The 24,857-nt window shown below is 59.8% G+C and carries 21 protein-coding genes and 3 pseudogenes; 15 read left to right on the forward strand and 9 right to left on the reverse strand.

The genetic code is table 11. From position 1 onward, the window contains the following. Positions 1 to 53: 53 nt before the first annotated feature. From ABVK50_RS30420 to ABVK50_RS30440, 5 genes are all read left to right on the forward strand, one after another. A complete protein-coding gene (locus ABVK50_RS30420) occupies positions 54 to 2,264 on the forward strand; it encodes a polysaccharide biosynthesis tyrosine autokinase (RefSeq protein WP_353646659.1) in 2,211 nt (736 codons plus the stop codon). A gap of 331 nt (positions 2,265 to 2,595) precedes the next feature. Beyond that, entirely contained in the window at positions 2,596 to 3,537 is a 942-nt protein-coding gene (locus tag ABVK50_RS30425; protein ID WP_353646660.1) for a GGDEF domain-containing protein, read from the forward strand. A gap of 198 nt (positions 3,538 to 3,735) precedes the next feature. Beyond that, the gene (locus ABVK50_RS30430) at positions 3,736 to 4,965 is read left to right on the forward strand and encodes an HlyD family efflux transporter periplasmic adaptor subunit (RefSeq protein WP_353646661.1); all 1,230 of its coding nucleotides are present in this window, start codon (positions 3,736 to 3,738) and stop codon (positions 4,963 to 4,965) included. Next, the gene (locus tag ABVK50_RS30435) at positions 4,947 to 6,947 is read left to right on the forward strand and encodes a glycosyltransferase (RefSeq protein ID WP_353646662.1); all 2,001 of its coding nucleotides are present in this window, start codon (positions 4,947 to 4,949) and stop codon (positions 6,945 to 6,947) included. Before ABVK50_RS30430 ends, ABVK50_RS30435 begins: the two co-directional genes overlap by 19 nt. Positions 6,948 to 8,103: 1,156 nt before the next feature. Beyond that, positions 8,104 to 8,592, forward strand: coding sequence for a hypothetical protein (locus ABVK50_RS30440; RefSeq protein WP_353646663.1), 489 nt, complete (start codon positions 8,104 to 8,106; stop codon positions 8,590 to 8,592). A 166-nt stretch (positions 8,593 to 8,758) separates the two neighbouring features. On the opposite strand, the pseudogene ABVK50_RS30445 reads toward ABVK50_RS30440, so the two are convergent. Beyond that, positions 8,759 to 8,875, reverse strand: a pseudogene (locus tag ABVK50_RS30445) (IS110 family transposase); the annotation flags it as partial. A gap of 953 nt (positions 8,876 to 9,828) precedes the next feature. Here ABVK50_RS30445 and ABVK50_RS30450 point away from each other — a divergent pair. After that, on the forward strand, positions 9,829 to 9,960 hold the full coding sequence (locus ABVK50_RS30450) for a hypothetical protein (RefSeq protein WP_353646664.1): 132 nt from the start codon (positions 9,829 to 9,831) through the stop codon (positions 9,958 to 9,960). A gap of 660 nt (positions 9,961 to 10,620) precedes the next feature. Here the strand turns inward: ABVK50_RS30450 and ABVK50_RS30455 are convergent. Next, a complete protein-coding gene (locus tag ABVK50_RS30455; protein WP_353646665.1) occupies positions 10,621 to 10,815 on the reverse strand; it encodes a hypothetical protein in 195 nt (64 codons plus the stop codon). A 239-nt stretch (positions 10,816 to 11,054) separates the two neighbouring features. Between ABVK50_RS30455 and ABVK50_RS30460 the strand changes: the two genes are divergently transcribed. The 3 genes and pseudogenes from ABVK50_RS30460 to ABVK50_RS30470 all read left to right on the forward strand — a co-directional run. Next, positions 11,055 to 11,294: a DUF982 domain-containing protein gene (locus ABVK50_RS30460; protein WP_353646666.1), complete on the forward strand. Its 240-nt coding sequence runs from the start codon at positions 11,055 to 11,057 to the stop codon at positions 11,292 to 11,294. A gap of 650 nt (positions 11,295 to 11,944) precedes the next feature. Beyond that, on the forward strand, positions 11,945 to 12,439 hold the full coding sequence (locus tag ABVK50_RS30465; RefSeq protein ID WP_353646667.1) for a hypothetical protein: 495 nt from the start codon (positions 11,945 to 11,947) through the stop codon (positions 12,437 to 12,439). 140 nt (positions 12,440 to 12,579) lie between these two features. Further along, positions 12,580 to 12,782: pseudogene (locus tag ABVK50_RS30470) on the forward strand (transposase); the annotation flags it as partial. 13 nt (positions 12,783 to 12,795) lie between these two features. On the opposite strand, the gene ABVK50_RS30475 reads toward ABVK50_RS30470, so the two are convergent. Then, entirely contained in the window at positions 12,796 to 13,233 is a 438-nt protein-coding gene (locus ABVK50_RS30475; RefSeq protein WP_353646668.1) for a DoxX family protein, read from the reverse strand. Then, on the reverse strand, positions 13,208 to 13,390 hold the full coding sequence (locus ABVK50_RS30480) for a hypothetical protein (RefSeq protein WP_353646669.1): 183 nt from the start codon (positions 13,388 to 13,390) through the stop codon (positions 13,208 to 13,210). Before ABVK50_RS30480 ends, ABVK50_RS30475 begins: the two co-directional genes overlap by 26 nt. Positions 13,391 to 13,753: 363 nt before the next feature. Here ABVK50_RS30480 and ABVK50_RS30485 point away from each other — a divergent pair, with 363 nt between their 5' ends. The 3 genes from ABVK50_RS30485 (at position 13,754) to ABVK50_RS30495 (ending at position 15,833) form a co-directional block, all read left to right on the forward strand. Then, positions 13,754 to 14,608, forward strand: a complete 855-nt coding sequence (locus ABVK50_RS30485) for an RNA ligase family protein (protein WP_353646670.1) — start codon at positions 13,754 to 13,756, stop codon at positions 14,606 to 14,608. 23 nt (positions 14,609 to 14,631) lie between these two features. Beyond that, positions 14,632 to 14,916, forward strand: a complete 285-nt coding sequence (locus tag ABVK50_RS30490) for a hypothetical protein (RefSeq protein ID WP_353646671.1) — start codon at positions 14,632 to 14,634, stop codon at positions 14,914 to 14,916. Positions 14,917 to 15,515: 599 nt separating this feature from the next. Continuing rightward, on the forward strand, positions 15,516 to 15,833 hold the full coding sequence (locus tag ABVK50_RS30495) for a hypothetical protein (protein WP_353646672.1): 318 nt from the start codon (positions 15,516 to 15,518) through the stop codon (positions 15,831 to 15,833). Between the two features lie 302 nt (positions 15,834 to 16,135). Here the strand turns inward: ABVK50_RS30495 and ABVK50_RS30500 are convergent, their stop codons facing one another. Further along, on the reverse strand, positions 16,136 to 17,719 hold the full coding sequence (locus ABVK50_RS30500) for an ABC transporter substrate-binding protein (protein ID WP_353646673.1): 1,584 nt from the start codon (positions 17,717 to 17,719) through the stop codon (positions 16,136 to 16,138). Positions 17,720 to 18,548: 829 nt separating this feature from the next. Between ABVK50_RS30500 and ABVK50_RS30505 the strand changes: the two genes are divergently transcribed. Continuing rightward, positions 18,549 to 18,737, forward strand: coding sequence for a hypothetical protein (locus ABVK50_RS30505; RefSeq protein WP_353646674.1), 189 nt, complete (start codon positions 18,549 to 18,551; stop codon positions 18,735 to 18,737). A gap of 409 nt (positions 18,738 to 19,146) precedes the next feature. Here the strand turns inward: ABVK50_RS30505 and ABVK50_RS30510 are convergent, their stop codons facing one another. The 3 genes from ABVK50_RS30510 to ABVK50_RS30520 form a co-directional block, all read right to left on the reverse strand. Beyond that, positions 19,147 to 19,761 (reverse strand): mechanosensitive ion channel domain-containing protein, encoded by a 615-nt coding sequence (locus ABVK50_RS30510; RefSeq protein WP_353646938.1) that lies wholly within the window; start codon positions 19,759 to 19,761, stop codon positions 19,147 to 19,149. Continuing rightward, complete coding sequence (locus ABVK50_RS30515) at positions 19,758 to 20,477, reverse strand: BON domain-containing protein (protein WP_353646675.1); 720 nt, start codon at positions 20,475 to 20,477, stop codon at positions 19,758 to 19,760. The genes ABVK50_RS30510 and ABVK50_RS30515 overlap by 4 nt, the downstream gene beginning before the upstream one ends. A 586-nt stretch (positions 20,478 to 21,063) precedes the next feature. Further along, positions 21,064 to 21,309 carry a hypothetical protein gene (locus ABVK50_RS30520; protein WP_353646676.1) on the reverse strand — a complete coding sequence of 82 codons (246 nt, stop codon included), beginning with the start codon at positions 21,307 to 21,309 and terminating at the stop codon, positions 21,064 to 21,066. 367 nt (positions 21,310 to 21,676) lie between these two features. Between ABVK50_RS30520 and ABVK50_RS30525 the strand changes: the two genes are divergently transcribed. Then, on the forward strand, positions 21,677 to 23,446 hold the full coding sequence (locus tag ABVK50_RS30525; protein WP_353646677.1) for an adenylate/guanylate cyclase domain-containing protein: 1,770 nt from the start codon (positions 21,677 to 21,679) through the stop codon (positions 23,444 to 23,446). 63 nt (positions 23,447 to 23,509) lie between these two features. Here ABVK50_RS30525 and ABVK50_RS30530 read toward each other — a convergent pair whose 3' ends face one another. Beyond that, on the reverse strand, positions 23,510 to 23,947 hold the full coding sequence (locus ABVK50_RS30530; RefSeq protein WP_353646678.1) for a barstar family protein: 438 nt from the start codon (positions 23,945 to 23,947) through the stop codon (positions 23,510 to 23,512). A 117-nt stretch (positions 23,948 to 24,064) separates the two neighbouring features. Between ABVK50_RS30530 and ABVK50_RS30535 the strand changes: the two are divergent. Then, positions 24,065 to 24,831, forward strand: a pseudogene (locus ABVK50_RS30535) (IS5 family transposase). Positions 24,832 to 24,857: the final 26 nt, after the last annotated feature.

A 24,857-nucleotide genomic window follows, 5' to 3' on the forward strand; every position in this document is an offset into this window, starting at 1 on the left:
AACCGGATCATGCAAAGCGACTTGTCTCTTAACCGTTTGCAGCGAGACTCTCGATGAACATTCTGAGGGATGAAAACATTTCGCGACTTCGCACCGGAATGGATCCGGTGGGAGAAAATCGCTTGGTCGACATAAGGCAGTTGATCGGCCCCATTCGCCGTCACCTGGGCCTGGTTCTATCGACCATCGCGATTGTTGTTATATTTACGGCAATCGTCATGTTCGCCCTCACGCCGAAATACACGGCTTCGGCGCTTGTTGTGGTCGATACATCCAGCAAGAATTTGCTGGATCCCGGCGGAGCAACCGCGGCGTCGGTCACGGACAATACCAAGGTGGAAAGCGAAGTCGAAATTTTGCAGTCTCCCGCAATTCTCGCGGAAGTCGTAGAGCGCAATGAACTGGTTACGGACGAGGAGTTCGGAGCCCGAACTGGTTGGCATGCCCGTATTCTCTCCATGCTGCGGTTGACCTCTCCGCACAAACTCAGCGATGAGGACAAGAGACAGCTCACGATCGAACGGCTTTCAGAACGCATCTCCATAAGGCGGCTTGGATCAACCTACCTTATTGCCGTCGAGGTTCAGTCCGCCAGCGCCGAGAAGGCGGCCAACCTGGCCAACTCTATCGCAAACACGTACATCGCCGCGCAGGTCGAGGCGAAGGTAGGCCGGACCCTTATGGCGCGCGACATCCTGGACAAACGCATCGCCTCAGGGAGCGATGCCATTGAACAGGCGGAATCGGCATTCGAACGCTTCATCAACGAAAACTTGGAACGAATATCCCAGGAAGGTGGATCGACCGCGTTGAGCGATTTGCGCCGGAAGCTCCAGTCGGCGCGGCAGGGACGCGAACAGACGCTCCGTGCATTTGAGGCGATCGACGAAAGTGTCCGACGAGACGATTGGGTGTCTGTAGCCACGGCATTGCAATCCGAGGCCATCCGGCAGCTTGCCGGGCAGCGGCAGCGCATCAAAGGCACCATCGACGCCTCGGGGCCCCAAGCGACCGTTCCTGTCAACCTGCGCAACGAACTAGCTCGAATTGAGTCCGAGATCCAGGAGCAAGCGTCTTTGGGCAAATCCTCGCTCAGAAGGAGAGTTGAGTCGTTGGATACTGACGTCGACCGGATTCAGCAGGAGCTGCGCAGAACCGTTTTGCAGGGCAATTTACCCACGGATTTGCTGACGCGCCTCTATCAGCTTCAGCAGGACTCGGAAGTGGCGCGCAATCAGTACCAGACGCTGCTTTCCCGGCTGAAGGATACGGAAGCCCAGGCCGACCTGCAAATCGCCGACAGCAGGCTCGTTTCCGCTGCGCTGCCGCCCGCTAAGGCGTCCTTCCCAAAGACCGGCCTCATCATGATTCTTGCATCGCTCGGTGCTGGGACTCTCGGGATTGCACTCGCGTTTGCCTACGACAACTACATCGGCGGTTTTTTGACCGAAGAGCAGACCGCAGCGGTTCTACGCATTCCGCGGGTCTTTCCGATCCCCCTGCAAGGATCGTCGAAGACAGGGGCCGGACCCGAATTTGGTTTGGCAGATTCGATCGTGAAGTTTCCGCTATCCGCCTACTCGGAAGCCATTCGCCGTGTTTGGGTGGCGGTCGAGCAGATGCGGGGCAAGCGCAAGGAGCGGAATGGCGTAGGGGATCGCGGGCCGGCGTTCGTGGTTATGGTTTCGTCGGCGGTTTCGGGCGAAGGAAAGACAACGCTCGCGAGTTCGCTGGCAAGAGCCTTTGCCATGGAAAACAGGCGAACGCTCTTGGTTGATTGTGATCTCCGGAAACCGAATGTCGACAAACAGCTTGGGGTGGACGTCAAGGTCGGACTTCAGGACTATCTTTCTTGCTCGCCGTCGATGCTGGATCAGCTCGGTGGCATCATCGTTGAGGATACCCTGTCGCCGCTGCATCTTATCGTCGGCCGCCGAGGAGAGGAGCGTCCCTTGGGCACTCTGCTGGCCGGTGACAACTTCCAGGGGCTTTTGAGTACGGCATCGAAAAATTACGACATCATTGTTCTCGACACGCCGCCGATCGGGCCGGTGGTCGACGGCCTGTACATCGTGCAACATGCAGACGCCCTCGTGTTTTCGGTCCAGTGGGCAAAGACATCCCAGAGAGATGTGAATAGCGCGCTCGACGCCATCGCGGCGGCTCGAACCGGTACCCTCGACGTTGTTTGCGTTCTTAACAAGAGGGGAAAGGATGCGTTCTCGCAAAGAGGTGCCTATAGCGACTATTACACAGAAGACTAGGCTCTTGGATTAGCTATTTGATGATATTTCCTTTTTGGCGGCTCAAACACAGACGATCCGCTTATTCGAGCGCCGACGGCCGTCGCGCAAACTGTCCCTGACCGCCTGCCGCGGGCAGCGTGTCGTCCGGGCCGCGTCCGAGAGCTGCTCCTGCTGACCTTGAACGCCGCCTTGAGAATTTCGTGATGCGCATTAACTGGCAGGCCATCACTATGGCGGCGCGCTCTGGGCCGCTTGCAGGCGTCAGTTCCGTCAGCCTGCAGCAAGACTAATCACATCGCGCGACCATCATTAATTATCTTGTAGCCGACGATCGTTATGATGTGGGGCCATGGACGAGGTTCTTAGGACACTTTTCGAGATGTACGAGAGAACACCGGTCTTGGTCGCCGCTTACGATGGCTTCGATCGTCTCCGTTACGCAAATCAAGCTTTTCGTTCAGCCTATTTCCTTGGACCGCAAGAGACGCCGTTTTGGTCAGACCTGATGCGCCGGAATTTCCACGCCCGCAGGGGCACTGTCATACGGACCGCAGATTTCGAAACATGGTTGATTTCCACACAGTCGCGCCGCGGGAAGACAGCATTTCGGGCCTTCGAAACGGATCTCGTTGATGGCCGTTGGCTCTGGATGACGGAAACCGTTCAGAGCGATGGTTGGATGCTCTGTATTGCCAGCGACATCACCGAATTGCGGACTGACGAACGCACGGTGCGGCAAGATAGGGACTTCGCGATCAAAGCTTCTCACACTGATGAGTTGACGAACGTGGCCAATCGCCGGTTCGTAATGGCGCGGATCGACGATATGCTGCAGCGACCGGCCAAGGAGGGCGAACTTGGTTGTCTTGGCGTACTCGACATCGACCGCTTCAAGAGCATCAACGACCGGTACGGGCATCAAACGGGAGATTTGGTCCTGCGCGACTTCGCCCGACGGATACTCGATTTGGTACGACGATCGGACTGTTTTGGCCGTGTGGGTGGCGAAGAGTTCGTGCTGGTTCTGCCCGACACCTCCATCGAGGAGGCCGCTTTGATCTTGGAGAGGATGCTGGCAGTCATCCGTAGCTCGAAACCGCTCCCAGACCGGCCCGATTTCAGCTACACTTTTTCGGCCGGGATTGCTGCCGGTGGGCCAGCTGATATCGCCGCCAACCTCTACGCGCGGGCCGATAAAGCGCTTTATTCCGCCAAGATGGCCGGACGGAATCGCGTAGAACTAGCAGACTCAGCGCCCCGCCAATCTGCCGTCGCTGGACGCTCCGGCTAGAGAGTGTTCAGCCTCGATGACTCGTCCTCGGTCAGACCGAGTCTGATGATGTATACTTTTGGGCCTGATACTGCGGTAAATCTTGGGCCGATTCGTCGTTAGTCGCTCCTCGGCGTTGAGCCGTTATTGGGTGGTTAACGATCGTTGCCTAGGGTGCTGATCGGGCAGTGGGGCTGGCGCAAACCTGGACCGGGCCCGATGTTCTGGAATAGACGTTTCATTCGAATTGCGGTCGGAATCCTGCTTTTGATCGCGGGGGTTCTTGCTCTGCTACCGCGCATTACGGGCCATTCAAGCCTCGACGGAACAATTAACGCGCGGTTCGCCGTCATTGCGGCGCCGATCGAGGGGACGGTGCTGCAGACGCCGCCGAAGACCGGAATGAACCTGCCCGCCAGTGCTGCGCTGCTGACAATCCGCAATGAGCGTGTAAACCGAGCCGTCGAGACATCCCTGCTCGCGGATCTGGAGACTACCCGCGATCGGGTGCGCGCCCTTGAAGCCCAGCGCAGGGAACTGGAACAGTTGCGCGACAGTCTCCGACAGCGCTTCAATGCCTACAGCGAGGCGATGATCGACAGCATCGACCAGCAGATCGCGGTCTCGCGCGAACGCATCGCCATGCTGGAGGCCCGGAGAGAGGCGACGGCCGCTGAGCTCCGCCGCTACTCCACCTTGGTTGCAAGGGGCGTCATGTCGCAGAGTAATGTCGAGGAGGCGCAGGCCACCGAGATAGCGGCCGCGGCGGAGGTCGTAGTCGAGAAGCTGACCCTAAAACGCCTGGAGAGGCAGCTCGGGGCCATGAGGGACGGCGTCTTTCTCGGCGAAGGGCAGAACGATGTCCCGTATTCGCACCAGCGACTGGATGAGTTGACGATGCAGATTGCCGCTCTCGACGCGGCCGCCAAGGAAAACCGCACGCGTCAGGAGCAGATTGCAAATCAGCTGGCGGAGGAGGTGCGACGAAACCACAGCCTGGAACGGGCCGTGATGAACATGCCCTTCGACGGCGTGATCTGGCGCAACAACGTCGTTGCGGGAGCCAATGTTGTCGCCGGGAACGAGTTGGTCCGGGTGCTGGATTGCCGCGACCTCTTCGTCGACATCCTGGTGCCTGAGGTCGATTTCGACCAGATCTACCCGCGACGCGTGGCCGAAGTCCGCATCTTCGGAACCGATCGCGTCATCAGCGGCCAAGTCCTTTCAGTGCGGGGCAACTCCGCGAACGTCGAGGAGCCGACCCTTGCCGCGACCCCGCCGAGCGGCACGGGTCGCAACGCGCGGATCAGGGTGGCGCTCGCGAAGTCCAATGTCAACGCGGACTACGCCAACTTCTGCCATGTCGGGCGCTCGGTCCAGGTCCGCTTCCGCATGCGCAGCTTCAGGATCGGCAACTGGCTGGAGAGGCTATGGTTCAGCATCTCGTAGCGCTCGCGCCGGCTTTCCTGGTCGCGGCCTTCTTCCTCATCTTCGTCCAAGGGTGGTCGCGGCACCGGACCTGGGCGCGGGCAGTCACCTGTGCTTTCGTCTTTGCTGTAGCCGCGCGCTATCTTTTGTGGCGCCTCACGGACACTGTCCTGCCCTATCCCAACGAAGGCGGCCTCGATTTCTACTGGGTGTGGTTCCTATACGGAATCGAACTGCTCGCCTTCTTCGACATAGCGCTGTTTCTCGCTGTGATGAGCCGCTATGTCGATCGCAGCTCCCAGGCGGACGCGCTGGCAAGGGATTTCTTTCGCCAGCCGCAAGCGGAGCTTCCGACAGTCGATGTCTTCATCCCGACTTACAACGAGCCGTTGGATGTGCTCGAACGCACCATTGTAGGCGCACTTGGTCTCGACTACCCCCGCGACAAACTCAAGGTTTACGTCCTCGATGACCAGCGTCGAGACTGGCTGCGGCGGTTCTGCGAGGAGAAGGGCGCGATCCACGTCACCCGACCCGACAACGCCCATGCCAAGGCCGGCAACATGAACCATGGGCTGACGGTAAGCGAAGGCGATTTCATCGCGGTGTTCGACGCGGATTTCGTGCCGCACACCAATTTCCTGCAGCGCACGCTGCCTTTCTTCACCGACCCAGGCATCGGCATCGTCCAGACGCCGCAGCACTTCTTCAACAGGGACCCCGTCCAGGTCAATCTCGGTCTGGAGCGGTCATGGCCCGACGAACAGCGCCTCTTCTTCGACGAGATGGCCGCAAGCCGGGACGCTTGGGACGTCAGCTTCTGCTGCGGCTCCTGTTCCATCACCCGCCGTGCCGCGCTCGAGGCGATCGGCGGCTTCCCAACGGAGTCGATAACTGAAGACCTGCTGACGACGCTCACCATGCTAAACAAGGGCTACAAGACGCGCTACCTCAACGAGCGGCTCTCGATCGGGCTCGCCGCGGAAAACCTGAAAGGCTATTTCGTGCAGCGGCAGCGCTGGTGCCAGGGCGGCATCCAGACGCTCTTCGTGCACAACGGGCCCGTGCGCGGTCCAGGTCTCAGCCTGTTCCAGCGCATCATGTTCCTGCCGGTGAGCTGGCTCGTGCAGTATTTCGTGCGCCTGGCGATCCTCATCGTGCCGGCGGTGTATTTCTGGACGGGCTATCCGCCGCTCTATTTCACCGAGGCAGCCGATCTTATCAGCCATCAGCTGCCGGTGCTTGCAGCATATTTCCTCCTGATGAAGTGGATCACTCCGACACGTTATCTGCCGGTCGTCTCGAGCGCTGTCGGTGCGTTCTCCACCTTCCGGATGCTGCCGACAGTGATTTCGAGCCTGATCCGGCCATTCGGCAGGCCGTTCCTGGTGACGCCCAAGGGCAGCGGGAATGTCGACAACAGGTTCGACGGCTACACCTTCGCATGCCTGGCAACGCTGATCGCGGCGACCGCGCTCGGCCTCGTGATCAACATCATTCCGGAGTGGGCGCGGATCCCGCAAGGGGAATTTTCAGGTATCGCCGTCTATTGGGCGATGGTGAACCTTATGGTTCTGATTATCGCTGCATTGATCTGCTTCGAGAAGACGAACCCGGCCTCTGAGAGCTTTCATGCGAACGAGCCTGCGCGGCTCGACGGCATCGGCGGAAGGGCCGTGAGCCTCGCGCTGAGCCGGGCCGTGATCGAAATTCCGATTGACGCCACCGTCGAGAATGGGAGCGTCGAGGTCAAGCTGCAAGGCGTCGAGCCGTTCGAATCGGAACTCAAGGCGGTCACCAGGCGTACCCGCGGGCTGCGCAGGGATCCCGGCCCATTCAAATATGCGCATCTACGCTACAATTTGACGGGCGCAGCACGCGACCAGATGATCATGAAGCTCTACACCGGCGACTACTCACAGGACATCAAGGAAATCCGGCGAAGGAATATCGCCGCTGGACTGCTCTCGCGGACCTTCGGGCCGGACTACAACCGCGCATAGCTGGAAAATGGTGGGAATTCGCTGCTTTCGTCGCGAATGCTCACGATCGTGGGTGTGTCATGAGCGATCCTGCGCGACAAAAACTACCCATTGCGGACAGAGATTCCTAAAAAGAGACCGGCCGAACTAGGCGTTGTCGGTCGGGCCTAAATGAACTTCGGGGAATCTACTTCCCAGCCTAAATTGTCGTTAGCTTTGCGTCCAGCAACTTATCCTGGGATACATATTCGTCGTCAGCGCAGCGCAGTCGTTTTGTCGCTGATAGCCCTGTGCTATTTTAGGTTGCCGTTAGCCGCGCGCAGCCCCGAAGCCCCGGTAGCGGCCGCCGCCTGGGCAGCCCCACGTCCAGGCGGCACCTTGTGGCGACCATGTGAGCGAGACGGCCTACTTCGCCGTTTGCGGGGGCGTCGAGGCGGTATCGACGTGCTTGTGCGCCGCGACCCACGACCTCGAGCGGCTGGCGCTACTCAAGGTCTGACGCGGCAGAGTCGATTCGACTAACTATTCGCCGGGCTTGTCAGCAACAGCACCGCTCGCCGGATCTCTTCCTGCTTGGCGGCCGGCTGGTGCAAGCCGGCGGATGCGCAGCCCACGGCTGATCGAGCGCGGGGGCAACGTCCCGGATTGCCTGATGGGCGAAGAGTGGGTGGGATCGCCCCCGGGACGCGCATCGGGGCCAATATTCCCCGTCCCCGACAGTTACGATGCTGCGCCCCAATCATTAACCAAGGGTTTCCCTGTCCCAGAATGATACATTTCTGTGTCCCAGAATGATACATTTCTGTGGAACTCGTTGCCGACCAGGCGTATTGTACGATGACGGTGGCGGAAGTGTCCCATCACACTCTAGCTCCGTCTGTTCCGCTACTGTCCATTGATCTAAAAGTGCATCCGAAAAGCCCGTATCCCGGACGGGCTTTTCATTCGAACCAAGCCGGCGGCGGGAAAAGCCGGACCTTGGTCGCTTAGTCACCGAGGTGGTGATTGAATGCATCCGCACAGGTATATACATACTGCGGGACCACTATCACATCGTCCAAATGTTAAGCAATTGGCTCGACAGGTTAAGTGTTGGTGGCGGCGGGGCGTATCGGGCGTGAAATCATTTTGCACAATAGCTTTTGCAATCTTGGCTGTTGCAATTGCATCGTCAGCAATGGCTGAGCGCAAGCAGCTCAGATGCAACAATTCTATACTCGATTACGACAACGCGATGATGGTGGTCATCGGCACCGATGATGACACAGGGATCTGCTACTACGAGGTGTCGCTGCCCGTTGACTTAGGAACCAGTGAGCCAAAGAGCCTGGCGTCCGAAAGCCTCCGCGAGGCATACGCAGCACCCCTCGATGCTCGCGCCGAGATCATTCAGGCTAGGTTTGTGCCTAATATCCTTGCGTCGTGGAATGCCATTTTGGCGTCGCCAGAGTTTGAGAAAGGGCGCGGCTCGGCGTTTTTGAAAGTACTCGGCGCCAATGCCGGAATAATTTTGAAGTGCACTGACATGGCGCTCGCTGGGGAAGAATTTAACGTCAACGAAGCCGGCCTACAAGCGACGTGCAACCTTAGTGAGGACAAGCGTGTTTATGTCCTGGCTTCGTCATTCGCGAATGTCAGCGTGGAATCCCGCATCCCACTCGCCTAGAGAGGCAAGCTACCATGATCACCTCCGTACGCGCATGGAGCAGGTAAAGGACTACGTCCCATCAGTGGCGCTTCGTTCACGACATCGTGGCGGCTGTTGTCGCAGCGGGGTTGGTGCGGCGATAACACTGACGTCAGCCGCCTTCGCTCGTGAGGCGCGGGTCCACGACACATGCCGGATGACCCGCCATGAATTTGCAAAACTGCAAGCGCGACAGCTTCTTGCGAAATACGACTGATCCGTCAGCTGCCGCCCCGTGCAGTTGAAAGACGTTCTTTGCCAGATCGACCCCTGATGATGGTAACCTTTTCCATGGATGCCTGCCTCTCCTTGCGTGGCGCTAACACCACAAACTTGGCACATTGCGATGCCGTCGGAGAAGGCTGGCATCCACCCCATCGTGAGACCATCAGCCAGATGAGCGATGATCCGCTCATCAGCCTGCCGGCAGTGGCGCGCTGATCATTCCGGCCCATGCCGGAGAGCACGGCGACCAATGCCGTCAGCTACACCACGCCAGTGGGCACGATCCCAGCCTCGCCAAGCCTCTGAGGTCGAACATGCACTGACGGTGAGATATGTCTCCCGGGATAAGTTGCTGGACGTGAAGCTAACGACAATTTTCGGCCCGGTAAGTAGATTTTTCTTAAGGGCTCAGGGCACAGACCTCCCCTGGTTCGACTGAGGCCCGACCGTTACGTCCCTTCCGGTCGGGCCTTCTTGTGTTCAGGAATTAGATCACTCGGAGGGGCGCTGGCAGCAAGCGCCGTGCGGCCGCGGAGAGCCTCCGCTGCCGTATATGCCGACGGAATAGAAGTCACGGCGCAGTCGTCAAGGCCTTGGAAAGCAGGCCGAACTAGCGACTTGACCTCTGCACGATCAATGTCAGGTCGCCGTAGCGCTTAATCATTTTGCGAGCATTTCGCCGCGCTTAGTATCAACCCTGAGACCGTGTTCTGGGAGCCCGCGTCTATGGTATAACTTATCCAGCGTCTATGGGATGGCAAGTTCATCCCATAAAGTACTTTGCGGTGACTGCGTTATCCCGTCGCCACACCAGAAACTGTGCACTCACATCGGGCAGAATGAATCGCTGATCCAGAGGAGGAACAGCGACGATGATTGCGGCATATCTGCATTGCATCGACAGCGCTTGAAAAACGACAGGCTCGGGGTTGTGGCCCTGGCGTACGAAGTCGGCCTTAATTTCCCATTGGCACGCAAAGGGGATTCACGATGAATGATTCATACGACTGGCACGAGCACGTTCAGGAACATCCCGCCCAATCCGCGATGATCACACTCGTGATCTACGCCGCACTCATCGCAGTCGTGGGAGCATTCCCCGCCATTTTATGGCTTTCGTGATCCGACGGGCGGAGATGTTGCTGAACGTGGACCGGTCGGTTGAGGTGACAGCAGGCTCGCAGAGTTTGTTGGGCCCCCCAGCCACAAGCACGCGGAAGCCCGCCGTCGTCGTCTAACGGCAGTGCTCCTAAATGGGTTCCGACGGGGTGGTCTGTGAGGCCAGGAAGGTCAGGGTGGAAGGAGAATGCCCGGCCGGCTGGGCGGGGGTGGGGAGGGGCCGACCGGGCTTTCGTCGGCAACTTGTAAATGCCGAAGATTAGGTCCTCCGCGGCAAAGGCGGCGTTGATAAGGCAGGGCAGGGAAGCAAATACGAAAAGTAGGCCTGACCGAACGGGGCATTGTCGGCCGGGCCTTTTAGTTCACGCATATTAGCCAGGACGAATATAGGAGAGACCCGGAAGAGCCGTCATTTAAAAATGACGTATCTCGGTGTCGCTGTCTAAATCCGGACAGAGTGGTATACCGACTGCAGGCAGCACATTTATTGGAACCGGACTTAGCCGTCGCCGTTTGATGAGTCCAAGGATCAGTCGTCCCCCTCGACGCATCCCTTGGAAACGAAGTCCGCCGTTGATCCAAGCCCCATCTTGCGCGGCGGGCTTCTTGCGTTCAGCTCTCTCGCTTTATGCCCGGATGCAGTTCGGCCCTCGGCGTCTGCATCTATGGCGCTTTGTCGCCAGTGACTGCCTCAATGGCCGTGGCGATTGCCGTATTCAGTTCTGTCAGCACCCACGAATGATCGCACTGGGGCGAGATGATCGGGCCGCAGCAGGCGCGGTGCAATTCGGTCGCGGCCGACATGAACCGCGCGACTTCGGGCTGGGTGAGTTGGGTTGGTTGCTTACGCCCGGACATGGCTATCTCCGATGGACTGAGAATCGCCGCACTAGGACATTATTCCTGACAATCTGAACTGGAGCAAGATCGACGGCGCAGTCTTTCGCACGTCCGCGAAGAGAGGCTGCTCGCCACATCGTCGATGCCTCCTCGCCTATTGCCTGAGGGCACTGCACCGCATTGCCAAGTCGCGCGCGATCGGCAGTCAGTTATGCTGGCCTATGGCGGGTTCTCAGGCCGGCCATTTGGAGGTCCCGATGGGCAACAAGCAATTTACCCAGCCCGTACCGATCTTGGTCGGGCTCGCATACCCGCACGACATCGGAAGCCTGTGGGAAGCCTTTAAGGTCTTGAATGAATGGCCGGCTTGTGGTCGCGGTCCAGCTCACGTGGCGGCGCTCGACGCCTGTCGAGACGCCATGGCAGACGAATGCGACGCCGAAACCGTGCGTGCCAAAGTGGAGGCATTCGCTCGCTCTCGCGGCATTCTGGCCTAATCAACCCCACCCTCACATTCGGCTCTATGGCGTGCAGCTTGCAATCTGCGCATTTTTGCCCTTCGGCCGCGCTCTTTTTTGGGGAACATCTCTCCGCAATGGCTAGTTCCTGCCTCGCAGGATCGCTCATGACGGCCCCTCCCGTCCCATAGCGACAACCTGCACGCGGGGCCGCCATGTCCCCGCAGGGCCCGCTCTTGCGATCGCGCGCGGGAGCGGGCTTGAGGCCTCGGGTCACATTAGGGAACCAATCCGCTTCGATCGGAATTGCTCAGGCTAGTGGCCCGGAGGTGGGAGGAACGACCTACTCCGGGTCGGGTCGAGAGTTGAAGCGTCTGACCTGGTTGGCGCTTCGGCACTCCCCATTCGCAAATGAGGAGCCGGGTCGCGGTCAGGGCCTGTCACTGGGCATACGCTTTGCGCGTGCCGCCTTGGCTTCTGCAACGGCGCGCCTGTCGGCGGCTTCTCTGGGGTTTGATCGCACGATCTTCAACCCGAGTTCAAAGGTTCCGGACTCGTCCGTTTCGTGGTCGCGAACGGCCTCGTTAAATTTGTCGATTTGGGATCTGCGGTCTTTACGCTCAGCCATCGGTCTTCGATGTCCCGTTGATGGCCGCCCAACCACGCCGAAGCCGGACTGTTCCCTATATTTGACAAAGAAGCTGCTGCATGGCTGTACCCTGGCAGTGTTGAGATGTTGCACCAGAAGGGAATTTGATGCATTTCAGCGCGAAAATGACCGATCCATGCGTCAAAGCATCGATCAAGAAGCCTTCGACGATCGAAATGTTCGATCTAGTCGATCGGAGCGTTCAGGCCGACCGCCTAAAGGGTTGGACCTCTTGGCAGACCGCATGCACGCCCGACGGGAAGATCATGGCGGCCTGGGGCTGCCAACTCCGCCCGGTACACAATCTCAGCGCAACAGCACCGAGCTGTTCAATGTGGCCGGTGATCTGGTCGGCGAGATCCGGTGGCGCGTGCTCGAGCATTGGTGGCGCATGAAGCGTCCTCCGGCCGGCTACGTGGCTCCCAGTCGCGATCCTGTCGAGATCGACCGCGAGATGGAGGATTGGCTCAACAAGCGCCGTGCAGCCTGCGGCGAGCCGCTGCTGCCATATATGCCTCAGCCGAACCCGTGCTGACGGATGTCCGGAGGTGCGTGGGTAGGCAGACTGCGGAATGGCAATCACCCGACGCCACTTCCTTTGACGATGCTGTATAAAGCGAGGCACTCTGATCAGTTTTTGCGGATTTCGGCAGCATACGCGTGTCTGACTATCACGTAATGGAACGGGAGGGCAGAGAGGCCAGTCCCACTGCAGGCGTCATCGACAGCCAGTCGGTCAACACCACGGAAAGCGGCGGTGGGTTTGACGCCGGCAAGAAGGTGATGGACCGCAGCGCCATGTCGTTGTCGACACACTCGGCCTGCTGGTGGACCTCGTCATCCATGCCGCTGATATCCAGGACCGGGACGGCGCGCCGGCAATGTTTTTCATCAAGCCTTAGTATTCATGAGGACCAGCGCAGGATTGTCTCCCCCTTGCCCGTAGTGAGCGACATACGCCGCCACGAGACAAACAGCCAACAGCCAGGATGCAATTCGCGTGTGGAATCCGACCAGGACACAAACGCCCGCCGATAATTCGAAATGGGCGCTGGCAAAAGTCATCGCAAGCGGGACTGGGAGCCCCAGCGCAGCAAAGTAGACAGTAATTCCGTCAATGTTGCCTAACGTGTCAAAGCTCGCCAGAATGAAAACTCCAGCGGGGATAATGCGGCCGAGAGAACAATCGCAGCACCAGCCATCGCAACCCTCCCGTGTCGCGTGGACTTGCCGAGTGTCGCAGGAAACGCGGGTAAGCGAAAGCCCGGCCTCGTCTCCGCAGCCGGGCAGGTTCCGCAAACGGTCACCACCAGCCGAAGTGGATACCAATCGGGAAGACCGCTCCGATCAAAGCGGCAATCGAGGCTAAGCCGGCGATGCGCAGTTCCCACCATCCAAGGGTAAAGCGCTGCTCCAGCACTACTGGCTGTCCATCCCAAATCAGTTGGCCGCGTTCATCGATCTGGAATTTGCGGTGATCGTTCAACGTCAACTCCCGTCGCGCCAATTGCCCCTCCCCCTATCGCAGCATGGATTCGCCGAGTGTGGCAGGAAGCCCTTGGAAATCAACCGACAGGGGTTGCCGGGGCTGTCGGTAATGTGTCGCCGTCCGGAACAAGCCTTCATCTTGGCAGTTATTGAGTTCTCCAAGGTGGGTCCCGATACCATCCTTTGGAACGAGAAACCCGCCGCTGCATTAGGTAAGGCCTCCGGCGGGTTTCTTGCGTCTGGCGCTACCCCGAAAGGCGTAGCGTGACTTTGCATTTCAGAGACTCCTAAAATACGAATCAATCACTAAATTCTCCGCGTGAAGCGGCTCGAGTTCATTCCCCCGCAAGTTCCGACCCTGGTGGATCAGCCACCGGAGGGCGAAGGCTGGATTCACGAAGTCAAGTTCGACGGCTATCGGGGCCAGATCGTTGTCCAAAACGGCGAGGCATGCGTCTATACGCGCAACGGCCACGATTGGTCAGCGAAGCTCTGGCCGATAGCGCTCGCGGGACAGGGGCTGCCGTGCCGGTCGGCTATCATCGATGGCGAGATCGTCGTCCCCGACGAGATCGGCGCGTCCGACTTCAACGCGATCGGCCGCGCCATCAGGAGTGAACCGAGCCGGCTCTCGTTCGTCGCTTTCGACCTGCTGCATTTCGATGGGGACGATCTACGCGCAAAGCCGCTGATCGAGCGCCGACAGAAGCTCGCGGAGCTAGTGAGGGACAAGCCGGGCCGGATCCAGTTCAGCGAGAGCTTCGAAGGTGACGCTGCGGCGATCTTCCGCGTGGTCGAGCAGATGGGTCTCGAGGGGATCGTCTCGAAGCGCACCGACAGCCGTTACCGGAGCGGACAATCGAAAGCCTGGCTGAAGGCGAAGTGCTTCGTCGAATCCGACTTTGAGCTGCTCGGCGTAGTGCGCGAGCCTGGCCAGGCGGCGCAGGCGCTGATGGCGACACCGGATCGAAAGTATGTCGGCAGCGCTATTGTCGCGCTCAAAGGAGCGCGACGTGAGCGGCTGTGGGAACGGGTGAAAACCAGTCCCGGCCCAGCGCCGAAAGGTCTCAGGAAGGCTGGGGCGCAGTGGGTGCAGCCTGGTCTGGTCGGCCGCGTGCGTTTCGTGAGGGGTGAAGGCGGGTTGCGAAACGCCACGCTAACGGACGTGCGGGAGGAGTTATCAGAGCCAGGAACCGTTGCTCCTTTGAGGCATTGAAATCTGAGGCAGGAGTGATCCCGATGAGCATCATGCAGGACCTCTACCATAGCGAGATCAATGTTTCGGTGTCGTGGTTTTGGGATGGCGGCATCGAGGTGAAGCTCGGCGATCCACTCAACGGCTTCGTCGCCGAAGGTCGCGTTCAATATTGGGGCCAGGTCGAGCCCTGGCTGCGCGACAAGGCGCTCGAGCACTTCCCCGACAGCCTGTTCGCCCGGATGTATCGCGACGGGCTTAGCGTCTGGCTCACACACGACGAGCCGGCTGCTCACGACGTTGGTGACTGGCGACCAAGTTCCGGCTAGAATTTTCACCCCATCCCTGACCGGCGTAGGCTCACCGCACGGTCTGCCGATATATTCTCACGCCCATATCGCCTCGGGAGAGCCAACTCCACATTCGTAGTAGCCGCGAATTCGGTCAGGATCGCCGTTCATCGATGAGCGTCCGAGCACCCAGTCTTGGCAAGCCATGACGCTTTTCCAGGCGTTCCGCGATTTCGACTTTCGAAAGGTCTTGTCGGCTCGGGGAGTAAAAGGCGTCCACAGTCTCCCAGGGCGCAGCCGAATCTGGCCAGAACGAAAGGGCGAACGTTGCCGACGGTTCGCCGAAACAAATCCACGCGATTGCAGCGAGCACTAGGAGGAGAGGCATTGTTGCCATTGACCCTCAAGGGACCGGTAACAACGGTAACGCGGCAACATTCGCCCACCAATGCATTGAACGGCAAGACTTTTGAGTGATCCCCTCTGTTACCGTTGCTCAATGCGGCGGTAACATTCGCGAACTCGGTTGTATGCTGCGCCCGGCATCCGGCATTTCCTCCGGGCCTGACGATTGAATTCGACCATCTGATCCGGTTTTATGCCAACTGTTCTATGGCAGGGACAGGAAACGATAGCGCATGTCCACCCGCTACTATCTTTTTCAGGAGGAAGGCGAGCCGCAGCGTCTCTCGCGTCGGCTAGTCGAAGGGTTGATCTCCGGCAAGGATTCGCTTCCGAAGTATGCAGGCACAAGTCAACTGGTGCTGTCCGCGATGCTGGAACTCGAAGCCGGTTTGCCAAACGAGCAGCACGGAATGTGGAAACGGGTAAGCGTTTTTATGTCTGCGGCAGCAAAGTCACACCACTCGAGTATCCAGTGCTTCAACCGCCGCGCGCATATTATCCAGCTAACCTGGGGATATCCTCGCGGACGGGCAAAGGGACAAAGACACTGACCGGAACTAGCGCCCGCCGCTCACAGTGGCGGGCCTTTTTCATTGCGCCCCTTGAATTGCCCTTAAATCGCGCCGCGTCGGATTGGGTTGTAGGTCAAATCCTTGCTACAGATAGCTCATTCAAGGAACTTGTGTTCACGGGCGTTTGCCTACGTGCATAGCTATATATTTTACTGATATCCGATCGGATATGCCCATATATAGCTAAGCCATTGAAAATGTTGGTACGCCCAAGGTAATCGAACCCCTGTTACCGCCGTTCAAGGTCGGCGAAACCGGAATGGGCATATGAGGGCAAGGTCTCAGGCGATGAGCCAGCACTTGGACAGAGCGTAGCCGCCCATCATCTCTTGGTTCCCGTCCGGGATCCAGCCGCCGACCTTGGCGCTGGTCGCGTCGATGAAGTCGTTGAACATAGGAGTGATAGCTCCGCCCTCGTCCCGCACGATCGCGCCCATATCGGCGTAAATCTTCTTACGCTTCTCGGCGTCCAGTTCCGCGCGCGCCTGGAACAGCATCTTGTCGAAGTCCTCGCGGAAGAAGCGCGTGTCGTTCCAGTCCGCCTTGGAATAATAGGCCGTGGAATACATCTGGTCCTGCGTCGGCCGTCCTCCCCAGTAAGAGGCCGAGAAAGGCTGCTTGTTCCAGACCTCGGACCAGTACCCGTCGCCGGGCTCACGCTTAACCTCGATGGTGATACCGGCTTTTGCGGCACTCTGCTGATAGAGCTGGGTGGCATCGACGGCCCCCGGAAAGGCAACATCCGATGTGCGCAACAGGACCGGACCTGAATGGCCAGACTTCTTATAATGGAAGGCAGCCTTTTCGGGATCGTAGGTGCGCTGCTCCATTTCAGTGAAGAGCGGGTAGGCCTTGTTGATCGGCGTGTCGTTGCCGACCGACCCGTAGCCCATCAGTATCTTCTGGACCATCTCCTCGCGGTTTAGTGCGAATTTCAGCGCCAGCCGCAAATCGTTATTGTTGAAGGGCGCGGTATTGCAGTGGGCGATGAAGACATAATGGCCTTTGCCGGCAACGTTCTGAATCGTCACGCCGGGCACGCGCTTGATGAGTTCAACGACCTTAGGCTCGACGCGGTTGATGATGTCGACCTGCCCGCCTTGGAGGGCGGCGGTGCGTGCCGTCGCATCGTTAATGATGATGATCTCGATCTGATCGGCGAAGCCGCGGTCATCGCGCCAGTAATTGGCGAACTTTTCGCCACCAAGGCGCAAGCCCGCCTCATTCACAGTAATCTTATAGGGGCCGGTACCGATGCCTTCGGCCGGGTTGTCCTTGCCGCCATTGGGCTGGATCATCAGGTGATAGTCGTCTAGCAGGAAGGGCAGGTCGGCATTGGCGTCCTTGAGCGAGAAGACGACCGTGTCGCCGTCCGCCTTAACATCGTCGATGCCACCCATGATGCCGAGCGCGCCCGATTTTGAATTCGCGTCGGAGTGGCGCTCCATCGTCGCGACGACGTCGGCCGGCGTCATCTCCTTGCCGTTGTGGAACTCTACGCCCTTGCGGATCTTGAAAGTCCAGACCTTAGCGTCGTCGGAGGCGCTCCACTCCTCGGCGAGTGCTGGCTTCACCTCGCCTTCGGCGGAAATCTGCACGAGCTGTTCGGCCCATTGGCGACCGAAGAAATAGGGAACCTGACTCGACCATGTCGCCGGGTCGAGGCTGTCGGTAGCGGCCCCGCCCTGCATGCCGGCGCGAAGAATGCCGCCCTTCACCGGACCCGCACCGCGGGCAGCGGAGGAAAGCAGCGAATTAGCGAAGGTAGTGCTGACGCCGAGAGCAGCGGCGCGGCCCAGAAAATCACGCCGCGTCAGCTTGCCGGCGGCGACATGGCGGCTGAGATCATCAAGTTCGTTTGACATAAACAGGTCCCTACTCAGTCAGGTCGGCCGGCGTCACACTTCTTTCCTTGCGGCGAATATGACTGCTATGTGGAATGAGGTGCAAGGCAGATTGTGACTTCCCGTCGCGCAAAGTCGTCTCTGCACGGCCAATTAGGAGAGCCAATTGGGCCAGTCGCCGCCAGAACCGCAGCTGAGGGCAGGGCTTCGGGGCAGGCTGTGGCGCGCCGACGGTTGTCCTAGCCCGCACAAACTCGAACAGTCTGAATTGGTCTCCCGCCGGCACGAACCGGCTCACCAAGTTGCGTTCGCACTCTGAGATTGTCGGGACCCACAGCGGATCAGAACAAAACCATGGGCGCCCGCTCGGCTCTGTCGCTGGTGCGCCGGCGTTGATTGCCTCCCGACCGGCAGCGGGCGCTGGACGATCGGGCCCCTGCGCTCGCCCGCATTGAGGCAAAACGCAATGCGCTATTTTCACGCGACCCGGGACTTGTTGACAGGGACCGACCGATCAAGCGCGCGGGAGTACAGCGCGAGCAGAAAGCCGGTCGCCGCGGCGATAGCGCAGACCCAGGTGACGTACATGACGCCGAATCCTGCGCTGAGGCCGCGCCGCCCAGCGCTGCGCTGAACATCACCCCGACGCTGAACGCGGAAATGTTCGTCGCCGAGGCCAACGGGGACGCGCCTTCCGCCTTGCTCAACACCCGCATCTGAGCGCTGGGCACCAGCCCGTAACCGGCAACGCCGAAGAGGAACGCCGTGATGGCGGCGGCAATCTTGTGGTGGACGGTGGATAAAACCCCAAGAGAACGATCCTGAACGCCGCGAACACTGCAATCATGGTATGCATGAGGTTCTTGTCCGCGGCCTTCCCATCTACGTAGTTGCCGACAAGAAGCCGGATCTCGAGAACAACGTCGTGCTGAAGGCAGTGCGGCGGCGTTCCGCCCATCGCGCCGGAGGCGCTGCCACGGGCTGGGTGCGGGGAAACCCGGCGAAGGCGCCGATCCAGAAACCCGCAGACACGGAGTAGCTGATGCCCACGTTGGCGTCGTACCGGGTGGCGTAAAGCGCATCAAGGCACTGAACGGCGCCACCCAACGCCGGCATGGGAGAATCATCGGCTGCTTTTCTACGCGGACGGATGGGCCCGGAATCGATCTTCTTGTGGTCGGGGTGGTCAGCCAGTCGCGCCAGAGCGTGCCCCCAGGCCCTCCAGCCAGGTGATGAGGGCGACTACCGAAAGCCCGCCGAGCACGATGACGGCGGCACCGCTCGGCGGTGCACACTTGGACCTAGCCGTCGAGAACTGCGCCACCGCCGCTGCGCGAGCCTATTTACGATAGAGACATCGGACCTTTGAGGCTTGTCACGCTGAGCTGAGCCGGGGCTGCCGGCTCTTGCGTCGAAGCCTTCTAGTCCGTTCTATAGTCACATCGCCGCTATTGGCCCGATAAGAGGTTTCCTGAAGCAGCCTCGGGAATGGTCGCGTTAGCAATGTCGTGTGGCAGTTCGCTGATCTCATTTCCCAGCCCGCCCTCGGCCGAGGTTGCCTCCGTGTTCGGCTCGGCCATGGGCCTGTTTGGAGCTGCAGCCGAAGCCGGGGCGGGCGCCACCTTCGACTTCATCTCGCCCACACAAACAAATGGCACGCCCTGCGGGAAAATTACCTCGCGCGCTTCATCCGGCATTGAAACGTCGTGCTCGACGAGCACCCGCTTAATGAGTCGCAGCGCCGAAGATCGCACCCTGTGCGGTGAAAGCGTACGCCCGTCTATCCAGAAATGCGCCTTCAGGTTCACCGTCGCCGCCCCCAGCGCATCGACCAGCACCATCGGCGGTGGCTCGTTCAGGATCGCGTCGTGTCCGCGCAAGACCTCCGCGATCAGGCGCTGCGCGTCACTGATCGAGGCATCGTAGCCGATGCCCACCTCCGCCGTCACCCAGCGCGCCGGCGCCGCCGTGTAGTTCATGATCGTGCTCTTGAAAATCGTCGCGTTAGGTATCTGCACGTGGTTGCCGTCAATTGTCAGCAGGACCGTCGATCGCGTGTTCATCGTCTGCACGACTCCTTCAACGCCGCCACACCGATCACGTCGCCCTGCCTAAAAGGCCGGCGGATGCTCAGCATAAGGCTCGCGAGGAAATTCTCGGCGATGTCTCGGAACGCAAAGCCAAGCACGATGCCGATCACGCCCGCGCCGCCCAGCAGCGAGACCGCAAGCCCCGTCAGCCCCGCAACCTGCAGCAGAAGATAAACGCCAAGCAGGAGTACCGGGATTGCGATTGCCCGCGCTATAACGTTGCGCAAGAAGTCCTGCTCGACGCGAGGCGCGAGCACTCGGCGCATGAGCGAGGCGATCGCGCTTGACAGCCACCAGGCGAGTGGCAGGATCAGCACCGCAAGCGCGATCAGCGGCAGCGCTGCTGCGATCTTGCGGGCCAGCGCCTCGATCTCGGAAAGAGTGGGCGCGAAGTTCCAGCTCACCTCCTCGCGCACCTCAATCCGGTTCACCACGGCAACCGTGCCCTCGGTCCGCGCTGCCAGATCGCGCGCCCACGTCCGCTGCTCCTGGGAACCCGCGATCCCGTCAAGGAACACGATCCCCTCGTCGACCGCAATCTCTACGCTGCGATACCAGCCGGTCGCTTCGAGGATCCGGCCAATCCGCTCCTCAATCGCTTCGTCGCGCGCCAAAGGCTCGATGGCGACCGCCTGCTCGGGCGCGGCGGGCTCGTCGGCAAGTTGGGCTGCCGTGTGCGTTGACATCATGAAGAAATTGATAGGGCCGCCCAGCGTACGCGGCGGGAGGCCAACGCCCCGTCGGATCCGATTGTCAGCTTCGTCATTCTGCCCTCGTCCTTGCCGGCACATACCCGCCTGAAGAGTGTCAATAAACGGGAAGCCTTCCATCCGATCAAGCGGTCACAACCTGCGCAGTTGTGATGTCCACGTGGCGCGTGCGACCGGTTGTGGCGGGACTTGAGCTCTTTCTTGAGGCGAATGTCCATAGGATCGTTACTCCGAGAGCGGCGGCCGCGACCCGTTTGCTCGCCGGCGCTTCGAAGCCTGGACTCTTGTCAATGCCGCTTCCGGGGAGAGCGTCGCCCATGAAGAACGAACGCCAACGGTCGGCCCCTAAGCGTCTTGATTGCTAGAACTGGCCCATAGTGACGAGGTCGTGGAGCTTGTCGCGCCAGCCCCCGTCGGCGATCGGCTAGGCCTTGGACCCATCCGAAGTGACACCCGGCAAGCTTTCGAAAAGCGCCGAGCCTATAAAGCCGCTGCTTCCGGTTTCGACCACGATATCTTGATCCTCACTCGTTGCCCCGCTCCGGTCGTGGTTGCCGAACAGCGCTCAGTTCGTCAGAAATTTGACGAGCGCGGCTATCGCCAGCACGAGAATGACGATGGCCAGAATCCAGGTGAGCGCCATACTGCCCTTGGTACCCTCATCATGGTTCAGTCTCGGCAAATGAGTTAGAAAACACGACGCTGCCACAACGTGGCGCCGCAGGCTCATGCCCAGCCCACTCACGAACACTTGTTCGCGTTGGAGGTGTGCTACACAGCCGTTTGCGAGGATTGTTCCGGCGAAGCCCACATGCTCGCGCCTTGGGGTGAAAACCGCGGCGGTCCGTCGCGTGAGCAACGGTCACCTCAACGATATGCTGCGCGGCCGCAACGCTGCCGAACGCGAACGCCTGACCCCCGAGCGGGCTTTCGATGCCACGGTGTCGAATATCCGAAAGTGTGGGCTGGGCAGTCCTTGTCCAGTAATGTGCGGTCGGCGGCGTGCTCACCGTCGAAGTTGCCGAAGCGCACGCGTTAACTTCCCGATCGGTGCTCGACATCGCAAGCTTCAGGCATGATGGCGAGCGCCGCGACCTCACCCACCGTCCCTTTGAGCGGGAACCAGACGTCTTCGTTCGCGGTATCTTCGTGTTATCATGGAGACTAGGAGATGCCCTGTGAGCGAGAACCGCAAGCTAGCCGCGATCCTGGCCGCCGACGTGGTCGGCTACAGCCGGCTGGCGAGGGAGGATGAAGACCGTACTTTGGCCAGGTTGCGGGCCCTGCGCAGCGACCTGATCGATCCGACCATCGCCGTCCACAACGGACGCGTGGTCAAGCGGACCGGGGATGGGGCGCTGGTTGAGTTCCGCAGTGTGGTAGATGCCGTGCGTTGCGCGTTGGAAGTGCAGAACGGCATGGTCGAGCGAAATGCCGGCGTTCCGCAGGACCGCCGCATCGAGTTTCGTATCGGGATTCATCTGGGCGACGTAGTGGAGGAAAACGACGGCGACCTGATGGGCGACGGCGTCAACATCGCCTCGCGTCTGGAGGGCGTCGCTGCCCCGGGAGCCATCTGCCTGTCGGAGGACGCCTATCGCCAGGTCAAGGCGAGGTTGGACCTTTCAGTCAGCGATCTCGGCAGCACGCAGCTCAAGAACATCGCCGAGCCGATCCGGGTGTATTTGCTGCGTGTCGGCAGCGCCGATGCAAAGGCAACAGCGATCTCCGAAGCCGTGTCGGGCCGGCTGGCGACGGCACCGCCGCCGAAACTGTCGATTGCCGTGCTGCCCTTTGCTAACATGAGTGGTGATGCCGAGCAGGAATATTTCGCCGACGGAATCTCAGAAGACATCATCACAGCTCTCTCAAAGCTGTCGCAGTTGTTCGTGATCGCCCGCAATTCGTCCTTCACTTTCAAGGGCAGGAACGTGAACGTTCAGGAGGTGAGCCGCAATCTCGGTGTGCATTACGTGCTGGAGGGCAGCGTCCGCAAGTCCGGCAACAGGGTGCGCATCACCGCGCAGCTTATTGACGCGACCACGGGTGGACATCTGTGGGCAGAGCGTTTTGATCGCGACCTGACCGACATCTTTGCCGTGCAGGACGACGTGACGCAGCAAATTGTCGACGCGCTCGCGCTCAGCCTGACGGAGGGCGACCGGCAGCGGCTCGCGACCGAGCACACCGGCAACGTGGAGGCGTATGACTATTTCCTGCGCGGCCGAGAACTGTGGCACCGGCTGACAAAGGAGACGAACATTGCGGCCCGAGAACTTCTGCAACGTGCCATCGAACTGGACACGAAGTTCGCCTCGGCGTACGCCTTCCTAGCTCTCACCCACGCACTCGACTACGTGAACCGATGGAGCCCGTCGCCGCCGAAATCGCTCGAGCAGGCGGAAGTGGTTGCGACACGAGCCGTAGCGCTGGATGATCGCAATCCTTGGGCGCATTGGGCGCTAAGTTTAGGCAACCTGTACATGCGGCGGCACGACAAAGCCATCAGCGAGGCCCAACGTGCGATAGCCCTCAATCCGAACTTCGTTGAAGGCCACGTCAGCCTCGGCGAGGCGCTGTACTACTCGGCGAGGGCCGAGGAGGCACTCAAGTATTTCGAACAGGCGAAGATCTTGAACCCTTACTTTCCGGATGTGCTTTTGCACTTCCACGCCTTGGCGTCGTTTCAACTGGGAAGATACGAGGAGGCGGCAGGCTTACTGAAGCAGCGGCTGACTCGCAATCCCGTTACCGACGTCTCGCGCGCGCTTTTGGCCGCCTGTTGCGGCCATCTGGGCCGTTTCGACGAGGCCCGCGCGGCTTGGCAGGAGGTGTTCCGGGTCAATCCCGACTACTCCCTGGAATACCGTCGCAAAGTGTTACCCTACAAGAACCCCGAGGATTTCGAGTTGCTGGTGGACGGGCTTCGCAAGGCGGGTCTGGTATAACTAAGGCGTGAACTCATAAATGCGGAATGACTTGGTGGAAAGCGGTTATCACGATAACACTTTTCAGCCAATCAGCAGGGTGTGGAATGGGATTGCTGGTCGGCCCCACCACTCGCCTTGGCTCACGGGCTTAGCCCAGTCGCCGCCGATAGCCGCGAGGGAGCTGAGCAGCGTATCCCTCTGTGACCGCTCACCACCTAACAAATGCCGGGCATTCCTAATGAGCACGACCCAGCCCGCACCTGGCGTATTCAACCACGACAAGTCCCGCATCCAATCCTCGAAGCCTGCATAGTTCGCAACGGATGAAGGGAAGCGGAACGCGGCACCAAAGCACACGAAGGCTTGGGACGGCGCTCTCATGGAGGCACCATCGAGATGGACGACAGAATGGCCTGCTGCCTCTAGGCGGTGAACAAACTCGTCATCCGCACGAAGAAGTTGAATGACGTGAGGCGCCTGCGTTGAACACAACAATTCCTCGATTTTCGCGAGCTTCACCGATCAGATTATCCTATGCCGACTGCTGGTGGCTAAACGCATAGTTACCATGTCCGCGATGGGGTCATTTTGCCATTGGCCCTTTCATATTACGCCGGATTCTGATTCAGACCCAGCATGAGCCGTTGTGACCTAACCGACTTCGAGTGGCGAGCAATTGAATTGCTGCTGCCGAACAAGCCGCGTGGAGGGCCGCGCGTTGACGACCGCCGTGTGCTGAACGGCATTTTCTGGGTGCTTCGTTCCGGCGCACCGTGGCGAGACCTACCCGAGCGATACGGCCCACGCACCACCTGCTACAACCGCTTCGTCCGATGGCGGAAAGCAGGTGTGTGGGACCGCCTCATGGACGCTATCACCAAAGCCCACGACGGCAGGGTGCAGATGATCGACACCTCCATTGTTCGCGTCCATCAACAGGGCGCGACGGCAAAAAGGGGGATCAAGATCATTGTCTCGGTCGTTCCAGAGGCGGACTGACAACCAAAATCCATGCTCTTGTCGACGCCCAAGGCAGGCCGATCAAACTGACGCTCACGGCAGGCCAAAAGAGCGACGTCGCTTCAGCAGGGGACTTGATCACCGACTTGCCCGAAGGGGCCATGCTGCTCGCCGACAAGGGCTATGATGCCAACGCCTTGCGCAATGTCGTCACCGAGCGAAAGGCGTGGGCCAACATCCCGCCCAAGGCCAACCGCAAGGGCCCGATCTGCTTCAGCCCCTTTCTCTACAAGGCGCTGAACCTCGTCGAGCGATTCTTCAATAAGGCCAAGCAATTCCGACGCATCGCGACCCGCTACGACAAGCACGCCGAGAACTACCTCGCTGCCCTCAAACTCGTCGCAATCCGCATATGGCTGCGCGATAATGAGTCTACGTCCTAATCTCTGCAAAGGCCTACTTGGGTGCC

It is taken from the genome of Mesorhizobium sp. WSM2240, from assembly GCF_040438645.1.
Classification (GTDB): Bacteria; Pseudomonadota; Alphaproteobacteria; order Rhizobiales; family Rhizobiaceae; genus Allomesorhizobium.

What these genes read in the sequence shown, in the direction of transcription:
- ABVK50_RS30420 (WP_353646659.1), top strand. Translation starts at nt 54, where the DNA reads ATGAACATTCTGAGGGATGAAAACATTTCGCGACTTCGCACCGGAATG.
- ABVK50_RS30425 (WP_353646660.1), top strand. Translation starts at nt 2,596, where the DNA reads ATGGACGAGGTTCTTAGGACACTTTTCGAGATGTACGAGAGAACACCG.
- ABVK50_RS30430 (WP_353646661.1), top strand. Translation starts at nt 3,736, where the DNA reads ATGTTCTGGAATAGACGTTTCATTCGAATTGCGGTCGGAATCCTGCTT.
- ABVK50_RS30435 (WP_353646662.1), top strand. Translation starts at nt 4,947, where the DNA reads ATGGTTCAGCATCTCGTAGCGCTCGCGCCGGCTTTCCTGGTCGCGGCC.
- ABVK50_RS30440 (WP_353646663.1), top strand. Translation starts at nt 8,104, where the DNA reads ATGGCTGAGCGCAAGCAGCTCAGATGCAACAATTCTATACTCGATTAC.
- ABVK50_RS30450 (WP_353646664.1), top strand. Translation starts at nt 9,829, where the DNA reads ATGAATGATTCATACGACTGGCACGAGCACGTTCAGGAACATCCCGCC.
- ABVK50_RS30455 (WP_353646665.1), bottom strand. Translation starts at nt 10,815, where the DNA reads ATGTCCGGGCGTAAGCAACCAACCCAACTCACCCAGCCCGAAGTCGCG.
- ABVK50_RS30460 (WP_353646666.1), top strand. Translation starts at nt 11,055, where the DNA reads ATGGGCAACAAGCAATTTACCCAGCCCGTACCGATCTTGGTCGGGCTC.
- ABVK50_RS30490 (WP_353646671.1), top strand. Translation starts at nt 14,632, where the DNA reads ATGAGCATCATGCAGGACCTCTACCATAGCGAGATCAATGTTTCGGTG.
- ABVK50_RS30495 (WP_353646672.1), top strand. Translation starts at nt 15,516, where the DNA reads ATGTCCACCCGCTACTATCTTTTTCAGGAGGAAGGCGAGCCGCAGCGT.
- ABVK50_RS30500 (WP_353646673.1), bottom strand. Translation starts at nt 17,719, where the DNA reads ATGTCAAACGAACTTGATGATCTCAGCCGCCATGTCGCCGCCGGCAAG.
- ABVK50_RS30505 (WP_353646674.1), top strand. Translation starts at nt 18,549, where the DNA reads ATGCATGAGGTTCTTGTCCGCGGCCTTCCCATCTACGTAGTTGCCGAC.
- ABVK50_RS30510 (WP_353646938.1), bottom strand. Translation starts at nt 19,761, where the DNA reads ATGAACACGCGATCGACGGTCCTGCTGACAATTGACGGCAACCACGTG.
- ABVK50_RS30515 (WP_353646675.1), bottom strand. Translation starts at nt 20,477, where the DNA reads ATGATGTCAACGCACACGGCAGCCCAACTTGCCGACGAGCCCGCCGCG.